Genomic DNA, 13,216 nt, shown 5'->3' on the forward strand with positions numbered 1-13,216 from the left:
CCTATCGGGGCGCGGTCACCGGCCCCGGGCCCGCGGTCTACAGGCCCGACGCCGCGATCACCAGCCGCCCGCCCGAGGAGTCGGTCTGGATCCAGCGGTTCTCGGAGGACACCTGCCCCGACTTGGACACATAGGTGAGCGCGACCACCGCGCGATTGTCGCCCTGCGGCGTCACCGCGCCCACACTCACCGAGCGGATGCTGCCCCAGAACTGCGCGTAACTGTTGTAGCCGCCGGTCGACGCCTGATAGCCGGGCGACAGCATCGACCACGCGCCGCTGACATTGCCGGGCAGCATGCCGTAGTAGCCCTGGACGAACGAGGTGACCGAGGCGGCGGACGGCGGACCGGCCGGCGTCGTGGTGGGCGGGGTCGTCGTCGGATGCGCCGAGGAACTCGGGGCCGCCGACGAGGACGGGGCGGGCGTGGTGGTCGGGGCCTGGGTGGCCGCGCCCGCGCCGCTGTTGCGCGTGGGCTGCTGCCCGCCGTCGGCCGGGCCCAGGTTCTCCGGCGAGGTGGCCGGGATCGACGCCGGGGCCGAACCGCCCTTGTCCGCCCGCGGGGTCCCGCCGCCACCGTTGTTGCCGTTGACCGCCAGGGTGATCACGACGGCCAGCACGATCGCGCCGACGACGCCGACCGCCACCAGCACCAGCTGACGCGGATTGCGTTCCCCGCCACCGGTTCTCACACCCGAGCCGATTCCCGGCGGCGGCACGGCACCACGCCCGCCGGTCGACATGTCGACGTGCATGGTGGGATCGGCCGCATTGCTCGGCGCACCCGTCCGCGACCCCGGCAGCACGGTCGTGGCCGCCGCGGCGTCCACGGCGGCAACGGCATTCACCGGCGGCAGCACCTTGGTCGGCTGGACCGGCACGGCCGGAGCCCGCCCCTCGGCCACCGCGTGCAGCCGTTCGGCGGCCTGTTCCATGGTGGGCCGGTCCGCCCCCTCGGCGGCGAGCAGATCCATCAGCACCGGCGCGAGGGTCGCGGCGTGCGCGGGCCGCGGCACCTGTGCGCGCGCCACCGAATGCAGTACGGCCAGCGGGTTGTCGCCCTCCCCGAAGGGCGGCTTGCCTTCCACGGCCGCGTACAGCGTCGAGCCCAGAGCGAAGACGTCGGAGGTCGGTTCCGGGTTCTCGCCGCGCGCCACCTCGGGCGAGAGGTAGGCGGGAGTGCCCGCCAGGAACCCCGTCGAGGTGACGGTCACGTCGCCGGTGGCCCGGGAGATGCCGAAGTCGGTGATCTTCACCGTCCCGTCGTCGGCGACCAGGATATTGGCGGGCTTCACATCGCGGTGCACGATACCGGCCTTGTGAGCCGCGGCCAGCGCCTCGGCGACCTTGGCCCCGATCCGCGCCACCTCGACCGGCGGCAGCCGCCCCTTCTCCCGCATGAGCGCGGCCAGGCTGACCGCGTTCACGTACTCCATGACCAGCCAGGGCTGGCCGTCCTCCTCCGCCACGTCGAACACGGTGACGGCATTGGGATGGTGCAGGCGCGCGGCGATGCGCCCCTCACGCATCGCCCGCATCCTGGCCTCCACGGCCTGCGACCGGGTCAGGCCCGGCGTCAGCAGCAGCTGCTTGACCGCGACGGTGCGTCGCAGCCGAACGTCGGTCGCGCGCCACACGACCCCCATCGCACCGGTGCCGATCGGATCCGTCAGGCGGTACCGCCCCGCAATCAGCCGGTCTGAGCTCATGTGGTTGTACCCCTCCTGCTGGCTTTCGCGCCGGGCGCCCTGCCACCCTGCGCGAAAGCCCGAAACCTGGTGAAGATATTAAGCGTTGAAGTACTTGGCTTCCGGGTGCAGCAGCACGAACGCGTCGGTCGACTGCTCCGGATGTAGCTGCAGCTCCTCGGAGAGAATCACGCCGATTCGGTTGGCGTCCAACAACTCCACGAGCTTGGCCCGATCCTCCAGTTCCGGGCAGGCCCCGTAACCGAACGAGTACCGTGCGCCACGGTAGCCGAGTTTGAAGTAGTCGAGCACATCGGCGGGGTCCTCGTCGGCGACGGAATGTCCGTCCAGAGTCAGTTCTTCCCGGATGCGGCGGTGCCAAAACTCCGCGAGCGCCTCGGTGAGCTGCACGCCGATGCCGTGCACCTCGAGGTAGTCGCGGTAGTTGTCCTCCTTGAACAGGACGTTGGCGAAGTCCGCGATGGGCTGGCCCATGGTGACCAGCTGGAACGGCATCACATCCACCTGACCGGTCTCCAGCGCGCGCTCACGCGAGCGGATGAAGTCGGCGATGCAGAGGAACCGGTCGCGCTGCTGACGCGGGAATGTGAACCGGAAGCGTTCCGGTGCATCGGGTTTCGGCTCGGTGAGAACAATCACATCGTCGCCCTCGGACACCGCCGGGAAGTACCCGTACACCACCGCGGCATGCTGCAGCACACCCTCGGCGATCAGCCGGTCCAGCCAATACCGCAGGCGCGGACGACCTTCGGTCTCGACCAGGTCCTCGTAGGACTGGCCCTCGACGCCGCGCTGACCGCGCAGGCCCCACTGCCCCAGGAACAGCGCCCGCTCGTCGAGCAGCCCGGAGTACTCGCTCAGCGACAGACCCTTGATGATGCGCGAACCCCAGAACGGCGGCGTCGGCACCGGCAGGTCCGCGGCCACATCGGAGCGCTCGGGCACCACGACCGGGGCCTCGGCCGCCTTGCGTTCGGCGGCGATGCGCTTGGAACGCTCGTGGCGCACCTTGCGTTCGGCGGCCTTCTCCCGTTCGGCGATGGCCTCGGGCGAGTTGGGATCCAGTCCGCCGCCGCGCTTGCGGGTCATGATCTCGTCCATCAGGTGCAGGCCCTCGAAGGCGTCACGCGCGTAGTGCACGTCGCCGGCGTAGACCTCGGTGAGATCGTTCTCCACGTAGGCGCGGGTCAGCGCCGCGCCACCGAGGAGCACCGGGAACTGCTCGGCGACCCCGCGCGAGTTGAGTTCCTCGAGGTTCTCCTTCATCACCACGGTGGACTTCACCAGCAGCCCGGACATGCCGATCACGTCGGCCTTCTTGTCCACGGCGGCGTCGAGGATGGTCGAGATCGGCTGCTTGATACCGAGATTGACGACCTCGTAGCCGTTGTTGGACAGGATGATGTCGACCAGGTTCTTGCCGATGTCGTGCACGTCGCCCTTGACGGTGGCGAGCACGATGCGACCCTTGCCCGAATCGTCGGTGGCCTCCATGTGCGGTTCCAGGTAGGCGACCGCGGTCTTCATGGTCTCCGCCGACTGCAGCACGAACGGCAGCTGCATCTGGCCCGAACCGAACAGCTCACCGACGGTCTTCATGCCCGACAGCAGCGTCTCGTTGATGATCTGCAGCGGCGGCACCTGCTGCATGGCCTCGTCGAGATCGGCTTCCATCCCGGCCTTCTCGCCGTCGACGATGCGCCGCGCGAGCCGCTCGAACAGCGGCAGCGCCGCCAGCTCCTCGGCGCGGGAAGCCTTCGAGGAGGCGGTCGAGACGCCCTCGAACAGCGCCATCAGCTTCTGCAGCGGGTCGTACTCCTCGGTGCGCCGGTCGTAGACCAGATCCAACGCGACCTGGCGCTGTTCCTCCGGAATCCGGGCCATGGGCAGGATCTTCGACGCGTGCACGATCGCCGAATCCAGACCGGCCTGGACGCATTCGTGCATGAACACCGAGTTGAGCACCTGCCGCGCGGCCGGGTTCAGGCCGAAGGAGATGTTCGAAAGACCCAGCGTGGTCTGCACTTCCGGGTGCCGCTTCTTGAGTTCGCGGATGGCCTCGATGGTTTCGATGCCGTCGCGGCGCGACTCCTCCTGGCCGGTGCCCAGGGTGAAGGTCAGCGTGTCGATGATGATGTCGGACTCTTCGAGACCCCAGTTGTGCGTGATGTCCTCGATGAGCCGCTCGGCGATGGCCACCTTGTGCTCGGCGGTACGCGCCTGGCCCTCCTCGTCGATGGTCAGCGCGACCACGGCCGCGCCGTGTTCGGCGACCAGCGCCATGGTCTGCTGGAACCGCGAATCCGGTCCCGCGCCGTCCTCGTAGTTGACCGAGTTGATGGCGCAACGCCCGCCCAGCTGCTCCAGACCGGCCTTCAGCACCGGGGTTTCGGTGGAGTCCAGCATGATCGGCAGCGTCGAGGAGGTCGCCAGCCGCGAGGCCAGCTCGCGCATGTCGACGGCGCCGTCGCGGCCCACGTAGTCCACGCACAGGTCGAGCATGTGCGCGCCGTCGCGGGTCTGGTCCTTGGCGATATCGAGGCACTTCTGCCAATCGCCGGCCAGCATGGCGTCACGGAAAGCCTTGGAGCCGTTGGCATTGGTGCGCTCACCGATCATCAGGATCGAGGCGTCCTGCTCGAACGGCACCGCCGAGTAGATCGACGAGACGCTGGGCTCGTGCACGGGATTGCGCTTGGCCTGCTCGACCTCGCGCACCGCCTCGGCCATCTGCCGGATGTGCTCGGGCGTGGTGCCGCAGCAGCCACCCACCAGCGACAATCCGAACTCGGACACGAACTGGGTCATCGAGACCGCCAGATCCTCGGCCGAGAGCGGGTACTCCGCGCCCTTGGCGCCCAGCACCGGCAGACCCGCGTTCGGCATCACCGACACCGGCAGCTGCGCGTGCTTGGACAGATGGCGCAGGTGCTCGCTCATCTCGTCGGGGCCGGTGGCGCAGTTCAGCCCGATCATGTCGATGCCGAGCTTCTCGAGCGCGGTCAGCGCGGCGCCGATCTCGGAGCCGACCAGCATGGTGCCGGTGGTCTCCATCGTCACGTGCGTGATGATCGGGATCCGGCGGCCCGCCTTCAGCATGGCGTTGTGGCTGCCTGTGACCGCGGCCTTGACCTGCAGCAGGTCCTGGCAGGTCTCGATGAGGATGGCGTCGGCGCCGCCGTCGAGCATGCCGAGCGCGGCCTCGGTGTAGGCGTCGCGCAGCGAGACGTAGGGCGCGTGGCCCAGGGTGGGCAGCTTGGTGCCCGGGCCCATCGAGCCCAGCACGTAGCGCGGGGTGCCGTCGACGGAGCGGCCCATCTCGTCGGCGACCTCGCGGGCCAGGCGGGTGCCGCGCTCGGACAGATCGCGGATCCGGTCGGCGATGTCGTAGTCGGCGAGGTTGGGCAGATTGCAGCCGAAGGTGTTCGTCTCGACGGCGTCGGCACCGGCCTCGAAGTAGGCGCGGTGGATGTGTCGCAGCACGTCGGGGCGGGTTTCGTTGAGAATCTCGTTGCAACCCTCGAGGCCGCGGAAATCGTCGAGGGTGAGATCCGCGGCCTGTAGCATCGTGCCCATCGCACCGTCCCCGATAACGACACGCCGTCTGAGCGTGTCCAAGAAGGTGGTGTCGAATTCGGCGCGGCTGCGTACAGACATGTACTCAAGAGTAGTGGGAAGCTGCGACAAGCTGAATTTGACTGCCTCCGCTCCGCTCCGGCGGGTTCGCGGCCCTGAAGGTCTCGTTCTTCCCTCCCTCCGCTCCTCCGCTTCGCTCCCCCGCTCCACTCGGTCCAGAACGAGACGGGCCGCGAACCACCGGGCGATCATGCACACGGCGCTCATTGTGCGATTGCGCGTCGCATGCACACGGGGGTTGCGTACACCGTAGGCTGACCGGGTGAACGCCAGTGAATCCCCGGTGCCACCCGAATCGGACCTGCCCACGCTGCGGGATCCGGTGCTCGTGGCCGCCTTCGAAGGCTGGAACGATGCCGCCGACGCCGCCAGTGGCGCGGTCGAACATCTGGAACTGATCTGGGACTCCCAGCCGCTGGCCGAGCTCGACTCCGAGGACTACTACGACTATCAGGTCAACCGCCCGACCGTGCGTCAGGTCGACGGTGTGACGCGCGAGATCGTCTGGCCCTCGGCCATGCTCTCGGTCTGCTCTCCCCCCGGCAGCGACCGGGACGTGGTGCTGCTGCGCGGGGTGGAACCGAATATGCGGTGGCGCAGCTTCTGCAATGACATTCTCGAGTTCGTGGAACAGCTCGGGGTGTCCACGGTGGTGATCCTCGGTGCGTTACTGGCCGATACCCCGCACACGCGCCCGGTTCCCGTCACGGGTACCGCCTATAACAAGGAAGCCGCGGAGCGCTTCAACCTCGAGCAGACCCGCTACGAGGGACCGACCGGTATCACCGGAGTGCTGCAGGACGCGTGCGTGCGCGCGGGTGTGCCGGCCATCTCCTTCTGGGCCGCGGTGCCGCACTACGTGTCGCAGCCGCCCAACCCCAAGGCCATCATCGCTCTGCTGCACCGGGTCGAGGATGTGCTCGATGTGGAGGTGCCGCTGGGCGCGCTGCCCGAGCAGTCCGAGGAGTGGGAGGTCGCGGTCAACGAGATGACCGCGGGCGACGAGGAGATCGCGGAGTACGTGCGCTCGCTCGAGGAGCGCGGCGACGCCGAGGTCGATATCAACGACGCCATGGCCAAGATCGACGGCGATGCCATCGCCGCCGAGTTCGAGAAGTACCTGCGCCGTCGTGGTCGGGGTGGCTTCGGCCTCTGACCCCCGCATCCCACCGTGCCCGTTTCAGGCTGAATGGTCCGCTTCGGGGTGAATGTCCCGAAGTAGCTCGAAAATCATTGCCGCACCCGCGTTCTCGACGTGGGTGCGGCGGCGTTTCGGGCGGCGTGTCGAGCTAGCGCTCGACGGTCCAGACCTGAGCGGAAGCCTCGTGAGCCAGTTTCGCGATCAATAGGTCGCGCGGAATGGTCTGGCCCGCAAGGTGTTCGAGCGACGGCACCACCACGTGATGGGCGTCGGCGCGCTTGAGTTCCGCGGTCAGCTCCGCGAACGCGGTGCCATCGCCGGCGGTCGATTCATGGAAGGTGGCGGCGAAGCAGAGGCCCGCGGACTGAGCGAGCCCGCACATGGCGTTCTCCAGCTCGTCGCTGCGGCCGTCGGCCAAATCGTCACGCACGTACCCATAGATCAACGCTTCCACCCGAACCTCCGTTGGATTGGGGATCGCTGTCCTGACGTGTGCCCTGGTAAACAGTTTGGCGTTTTTGCGAATGCAATTGCAGATGTCAACCCACTGACATCCAGATGCCCTATCCGGGTCCATCCGCCGTTAACTGGTGAGATACTACAACTCGTGTCCGCCGGTGACGATCGACCTGTCTGGGCTGTCCGAATGCGTGCCGAACGTGATGCTCGGGGGTGGTCACAAGCCGACGCGGTGCGCGCGATGCGCGCCAAGTCGAGCCACAATCTCCCCACCGACAGCACACTGTTACGGAACTGGCGGCGTTGGGAATCCGGGGAATCGCGGCCCGACGATTTCTACGCCCCGATCATCGCGGCGTCTTTCGACACCGTGACGGCGGCGTTCTTCCCCAAGACCCGGCCCAATCGGGACGACGAGATGCTCTCGGCAACCGGACTGGACACCCTGGAATTCATTGGGCGGCTACGAATGTCCGATGTGTCGGCTTCCACACTGGACGCCATCCGCATCACCGCCGACCGGCTCTGCTCGGACTACCCGTGCGCCGATCCGCACGACCTGCACGCCGAGGGCACCGCCTGGCTGCGCCGCATCACCTCGCTGCTGGACGGCAGACTCACACTGGCCCAACATCGTGAGGTGCTGGTGCTGGCCGGATGGGTCGCCCTGCTGGTCGGCTGTGTCGACTACGACCTGGGCTGGCGTACCGCCGCCGAGGCCACCCGCCGCGCCGCACTGTCGCTGGGCCAGGAGGCCGACCACGCCGAAATCATCGGCTGGGGAGCGGAAATGGCCGCGTGGTTCGCCCTCACCCAGGGCAACTACCGGGGCGCCATCGATGCCGCGGAGGCCGCACACGCCACCACCGGCCGCCTGGGAGTGGGCGTCCAGCTGGCCGCCCAGCGCGCCAAGGCCTGGGCCCGCCTGGGCGACCGCCACGAGGTGGAAAAGGCGCTCACCCAGGGCCGTTCGATCCTCGAGGCGATCGAGCACCCGGCCAATCTGGAGAACCACTTCGTGGTGGATCCGCAGAAGTTCGACTTCTACGCCATGGACTGCTGCCGGGTCGCCGGGGACGACCGGCTCGCGGAAACCTATGCCCGCCAGGTGATCGCGACCTCCACCCGCCCCGACGGCAGCATCCGCAAACCCATGCGGGTCTCCGAGGCGCATCTGACCCTGGCCGTGGTCGCGGTGCGCGATCGCAATCTGGAGCTCGCGGTGGACGAGGGCATGCGCGCCTTCGCGGGTAAACGGCGGTCGCTGCCCTCGCTCATGTGGATCGCGGGCGAGGCCGCCCGGGAGATGGTCGCGCGTTTCCCCGGAGATCCGCGCACCAGAACCTATCTCGACCAGCTGCGCTCGCTCGCCGGCTGACCGCGCGCCCCGGCCGTGTTCCACGGCGGCCGCCGCGGGGCCTGGGTACGCTCCAGCGCATGGACTTCAGTCTCTGGACCTGCGCTGCCCGAGGGCACGAGACCTACGCCCCGACCGAGCCCGAGCTGAAGGCACGACTCCACGTCGCCACCCCGGCGGGCGAATCCTGGCGCTGTCTGCGCTGTGGCGATTTCGTGCCGGGCGAGCCGCGCCGCAGCGGTCCCGCCGACGACGCGCCGGAGGTGCCGCGCGGGCATCTGCTGCGCGATCGCATCATCATGCGGCTGCTGGCGGCCGAGCGGGTCGGCCGCGCGCTGGTGCTGATCCTGCTCGGCGCGGGCGTGCTGAAGCTGCGCGGTTCGCGCGAGCACTGGAAGGCCAGCTGGGACAAGGATCTTCCGCTCATTCGCCAGCTGGCCGACCAGATCGGTTTCAACCCCGACCATTCCAAGATCATCCGGGGCATCGACACGGCGTTCACGCTCTCGCCGACGATTCTGATCTGGATCGCGGTCGCGCTGTTCGCCTATGCCACCATCCAGCTCGTCGAGGCCGTGGGCCTGTGGCTGGTCAAGCGCTGGGGCGAGTACTTCGCGGTGGTGGCCACCAGCCTGTTCCTGCCGCTCGAGGTGTACGAGTTGACCGAGAAGGTCACCTTCCTGCGGGTGGCCGCGCTGCTGGTGAACCTGGCCGCGGTGATCTGGCTGCTGTGGAGCAAGTCCCTGTTCGGCCTGAACGGCGGCGCGGCCAAGTACTACGCCGAGCACCACTCCGAGAGTCTGATGACCGTCGAACGCGCTGCCGTCGCAGCCGAATCCGACCTGCTCGCCGCGAAGGACGGTGCCGCGCACCAGTCCTGATCAGGCGGGCAGGTCCAGTCCCTTGGCCAGCACCGGCCAGGACTTCAGCAGCTCGTCGCGGAACACGCCCCAGGAGTGGGTGCCGTTGGCCGGCAGGTCCACGGTGGCCGGAATACCGAGTTCGGTGAGCTTGGCGGCGAGGTTGCGGGTGCAGTAACCGGTGGCGGCCTCGATGGTGCCGTCGTAGATCATGTGCACCATGAAGCCGAGCGCGCCCGGGAAGATGACGTACTTGCCGTCGACCACGTCGTACTGCCCGGGCAGGCCGTTGCCCGCGGACAGGTAGAGCTCCATGCCGCGCAGCCGCTCGGCGTGCAGGTACGGGTCGTTGTCCGCCCACATCGGGTCGCCGGACGGGCCGTACATATTGTCGGCGTCGCCGCCCTCACTGGCGACGACGATCCGGGCGAAGGCCTGGCCGATCGGGTCGCTGGTCTGCACACAGCCGCTGTAGGTGGCCGCGGCCCGGAACAGGCCCGGCTTGGCGAGGGCGAGATTCAGCGCCGGGGTCGCCGACATCGACACCGCCGCAATGGCATTGCGGCCGTTGGTGCGCAGGCCCGCGTCGATCAGCGGGGGCAGTTCCTCGGTGAAGAAGGTCTTCCACTTGTTGAGGCCCAGCTGCGGATCCGGTGCGCGCCAGTCGGTGTAGTAGCTGGCGAGGCCGCCGGTGGGGACCACGACATTGACGTCCTTGGCGCCGAGGAAGTCGAAGACCTCCGGCACCTGGGTCTTCCAGTTCTTCACGCCGTAGCCGGCGTCGGTGCCGTTGAACAGGTACAGGGTGGGCCGCGGCTTCGAGGTGTCGCCGGGGCGCAGCACGTCCAGGTGCACCGTCTTGTCCATGGCCGCCGAGTACACCTCGAGCGACAGGTTGCGGTCGTCGACGATGTCCGCGCTCACCACTTTCGACGCGTCGACGGTGGTGGCGGCGGTCAGCTGCGCCGCGGTGCCGGCGATGGCGGCATCGGGCGCGCCCCCGGCCGCATCGGGCTGCGCGCCCGCCGTTCCCGGCACGGTCGCGGCGATCGCCAGACACCCGACGACCACCGCGTTCCGCAGTCGATTCCGCACAGCCACTCCCACTCTCGTCGAACAAGTGAGAGGGACTCTGCCATATCCACCCGCGATCAGGGCGTGACGATGTTGAAGTTGGGGTCGGGCTTGTCCATCACGTCGACGAGCTGCTTCAACTTGGCCGGATCACCGGTGGCCTTGATCGCCCCGGAGGCGACCTCCTTCACGAAGTCCTTGCTGCGCGTCATCACCGCGATGAGTTCGAGGCGCGGCAGGGTGAAGGTGGCGTCGGCGGCCGGGCCCTTGAAGTCCGGCGGCACCACGTAGTGGATGAGCACGCCGTTGCGCAGTTCGGTGCGGTAGGTCTTGTTCTCCTCGGGGATCACCCAGTCGTTGACCAGGTGCAGGTCCCACGCCTTGGGCCCGTTGATCTGGAAGGCCGCGGCGTCGAAGACCTGGTCCACGCTCAGCGCGCTGATCATGGACGCGGAGTTGGCCTTGGTCGGGGTGCCGAAGTTGCCGTTGCGCAGCTCGTAGGCGCCGGAGAGGAAGAAGTTGCGCCAGGTGCCGTTCTCGGAGCCGTAGCCGAGCTGTTCGAAGGCGCTGGCCTGCAACATCTTCGCCTTCTGGTTGTCGGGCTCGGCGAAGATCAGGTAGTTGAGCACCTGGACGCACCAGCGGTAGTCGCCGTCGGCATAGGCCTTGCGGGCCACCTTCAGCACGCCGCCCGCGCCGCCCATGGCGTCCACGTGCCGCTTGCCCGACTCGACGGGGGGATGCTCCCACAGGTGCGCGGGATTGCCGTCGAACCAGCCCATGTAGCGCTGGTACACGGCTTTCACGTCGTGGCTGACCGACCCGTAGTAGCCGTGGTTGTACCACTTCCGCTCGATGGCGGGCGGCATCTGGATCTGCTCGGCGATCTCGATGCCGGTGTAGCCCTGATTGAGCATGCGCAGGGTCTGGTCGTGCAGGTAGGCGTAGGTATCGCGTTGCAGCGACAGCCATTCGGTGAGCTTGTCCGACCCCCAGGTGGGCCAGTGGTGCGAGGCGAACGCGACATCGGAGACACCGGCGAACATGGTGATGGTCTCGGTCAGGTACTGCGACCAGACGTGCGCGTCGCGGACCAGCGCGCCGCGCAGGGTGAGCAGGTTGTGCAGGGTGTGGGTGGCGTTCTCTGCCATGCACATGGCCCGGAAGTCCGGGAAGTAGAAGTTCATCTCCGAGGGCGCCTCGGTGCCGGGGGTGATCTGGAAGACCATGCGCACCCCGTCGATCGTCTCCTCCTGCCCGGTGCGGGTGATGTCGCGGTTGGGCGGGAGGAGGCTCACGGTGCCGGTAGAGGTGGTCATGCCCAGGCCCGCGCCGACCTGTCCCTTGTCGCCGCGCGGCAGGGCGGCGCCGTACATGTAGGCCGAGCGCCGCGCCATGGCGGTGCCCGCGAAGATGTTCTCGGCGACCGCGTGTTCGGTGAAGCCCTGCGGTGCGAGCACCGGAATGCGGCCCGAGGCAGCGTCTTCGGCGGTGATGACGCCCGCCGCGCCACCGAAGTGGTCGACGTGGGAGTGGGTGTAGATCATGCCCGTCACCGGCTTCTGGCCGCGGTGGGCGAAGTACAGGTCCATGCCCGCCCTGGCGGTCTCGGTGGAGATCAGCGGGTCGATGACGATGACGCCGGTCTTGCCTTCGACGATCGTCATGTTCGACAGGTCCAGGCCGCGGATCTGGTAGATGCCCGGAACCACTTCGTAGAGGCCCTGTTTCACCACCAGCTGCGACTGCCGCCACAGCGACGGGTGCACCGAGTTGGGACAGCTGCCCTGCAGGAACCCGTAGGAGTCGTTGTCCCAGATGACATTGCCCTTGGCGTCGATGACCCGATCGGGGTCCAGCTTGGCGATGAAACCCTTGTCGGTGTCGGCGAAGTCCTGGGTGTCGGAGAACGGCAGCGAGGACTTCACCGTCGCTTGCCGATCGGTGATGTGGCCGCTGGGGTCGACCGGATCCTTGGACGTCTTCTCCGCGGCGGACCCGTTGTCGGCGTTGCTGTCGCAGCCGGTGACGGCCGCGCCCACCCCGACCGCCGCGAGGGCCGCCGCGCCCACCCCGAATACTCCGCGTCGCGACACCGTGAATCGCCCCGGCCCGGGGTTGTTCGCGTGATCGGTGCGGTTGTCGTCGGTCATCGGCGCTCCTGTCTCCATCTGGCTGATGCGAGTGGCAGGATCGTTAGCTGAATATTCGCCAACTCTCCGGCCCCACCCCAGCCTACCTCGCTATTGCAGTGATACTGCAATAACATGGCCCTGTGACCTCACCCATACGCCGGGACCTGCGCGTCGGGGGTCCGGCCCGATGTGATCGGATTCCTGCCATGAGCGAGGGCAAAGGCGACAGCCCGCGGCGGCGGCGCAATCCGCCGCAGACCCGCAAGGCCATCATCGAGGGCTTGCTGGCGGCGGTGCACGAGGGCTCGTTCGACCCCACCACCCGCGATATCGCGGAACGGGCCGGGGTGTCCGAACGCAGCATCTTCGTGCACTTCCCATCGCGCACCGCGCTGCTCACCGCGGCGGTGGACCAGCAGTCCGAACAGGTCGAGGCGCTCATCACCGAGATCGACCCGGCGCAGCCGCTGGACAAGCGCATCGACGCGGTGGTGCGCCAGGGTGAGGCGATCTTCCGGCTGCAGCGCGAGCCGCGGGTGCTGGGCCTGGTCGAATCGCTGCGCTCGCCCGCGGTGGACGAGCGGATGCGGCTGACCGACAAGCGGATTCGCGAGGCGCTGGCCCGCGGCTTCGCCCCGGAGCTGGCCGGCGACTCCGGCGAGCAGTTGCTCGACTTGGTCGACGCCACCGTCGGCTGGCCCTACCGCCACCATCTGATCGACCGCCGCGGGCTCTCGGTGCGGGCCGCGTCCGAGGCGGTCCGCCGCGCCCTCACCACCCTGCTCACGCCCGCGAACTGAACCGACCGCCCGGATTACGCGGCGGCCGAACGGATTCCGATCCCCG

The 13,216-nt window shown here is 68.3% G+C and carries 9 protein-coding genes; 4 read left to right on the plus strand and 5 right to left on the minus strand.

The window, feature by feature from the left end; all coding sequences use genetic code 11:
* Window positions 1–37: 37 nt before the first annotated feature.
* Together ACFRAQ_RS34240 and metH are read right to left on the minus strand one after the other, a co-directional pair.
* A complete protein-coding gene (locus tag ACFRAQ_RS34240) occupies window positions 38–1,708 on the minus strand; it encodes a serine/threonine-protein kinase (protein WP_379107175.1) in 1,671 nt (556 codons plus the stop codon).
* A gap of 78 nt (window positions 1,709–1,786) precedes the next feature.
* Complete coding sequence (metH, locus tag ACFRAQ_RS34245) at window positions 1,787–5,365, minus strand: methionine synthase (protein ID WP_379107177.1); 3,579 nt, start codon at window positions 5,363–5,365, stop codon at window positions 1,787–1,789.
* Between the two features lie 241 nt (window positions 5,366–5,606).
* On the opposite strand from metH, the gene ACFRAQ_RS34250 reads away from it, so the two are divergent.
* Window positions 5,607–6,500, plus strand: coding sequence for a PAC2 family protein (locus ACFRAQ_RS34250; RefSeq protein ID WP_357085358.1), 894 nt, complete (start codon window positions 5,607–5,609; stop codon window positions 6,498–6,500).
* Between the two features lie 133 nt (window positions 6,501–6,633).
* Here the strand turns inward: ACFRAQ_RS34250 and ACFRAQ_RS34255 are convergent, their stop codons facing one another.
* Window positions 6,634–6,939: a hypothetical protein gene (locus tag ACFRAQ_RS34255; RefSeq protein WP_379107180.1), complete on the minus strand. Its 306-nt coding sequence runs from the start codon at window positions 6,937–6,939 to the stop codon at window positions 6,634–6,636.
* A 246-nt stretch (window positions 6,940–7,185) separates the two neighbouring features.
* Between ACFRAQ_RS34255 and ACFRAQ_RS34260 the strand changes: the two genes are divergently transcribed.
* Together ACFRAQ_RS34260 and ACFRAQ_RS34265 are read left to right on the plus strand one after the other, a co-directional pair.
* On the plus strand, window positions 7,186–8,322 hold the full coding sequence (locus tag ACFRAQ_RS34260) for an XRE family transcriptional regulator (RefSeq protein WP_379107182.1): 1,137 nt from the start codon (window positions 7,186–7,188) through the stop codon (window positions 8,320–8,322).
* A 59-nt stretch (window positions 8,323–8,381) separates the two neighbouring features.
* Window positions 8,382–9,182 carry a DUF2127 domain-containing protein gene (locus ACFRAQ_RS34265; protein ID WP_379107184.1) on the plus strand — a complete coding sequence of 267 codons (801 nt, stop codon included), beginning with the start codon at window positions 8,382–8,384 and terminating at the stop codon, window positions 9,180–9,182.
* Here the strand turns inward: ACFRAQ_RS34265 and ACFRAQ_RS34270 are convergent, their stop codons facing one another.
* Together ACFRAQ_RS34270 and ACFRAQ_RS34275 are read right to left on the minus strand one after the other, a co-directional pair.
* A complete protein-coding gene (locus tag ACFRAQ_RS34270) occupies window positions 9,183–10,256 on the minus strand; it encodes an alpha/beta hydrolase (protein ID WP_379107186.1) in 1,074 nt (357 codons plus the stop codon). It abuts the gene before it with no gap.
* A 56-nt stretch (window positions 10,257–10,312) separates the two neighbouring features.
* Window positions 10,313–12,388: an alkyl/aryl-sulfatase gene (locus tag ACFRAQ_RS34275; RefSeq protein WP_379107189.1), complete on the minus strand. Its 2,076-nt coding sequence runs from the start codon at window positions 12,386–12,388 to the stop codon at window positions 10,313–10,315.
* 188 nt (window positions 12,389–12,576) lie between these two features.
* Here ACFRAQ_RS34275 and ACFRAQ_RS34280 point away from each other — a divergent pair, with 188 nt between their 5' ends.
* Window positions 12,577–13,170, plus strand: a complete 594-nt coding sequence (locus tag ACFRAQ_RS34280) for a TetR/AcrR family transcriptional regulator (RefSeq protein WP_379107192.1) — start codon at window positions 12,577–12,579, stop codon at window positions 13,168–13,170.
* The last annotated feature ends 46 nt before the right edge of the window (window positions 13,171–13,216 follow it).

This window comes from Nocardia sp. NPDC056611, assembly GCF_042792755.1.
Lineage (GTDB): Bacteria > Actinomycetota > Actinomycetes > Mycobacteriales > Mycobacteriaceae > Nocardia.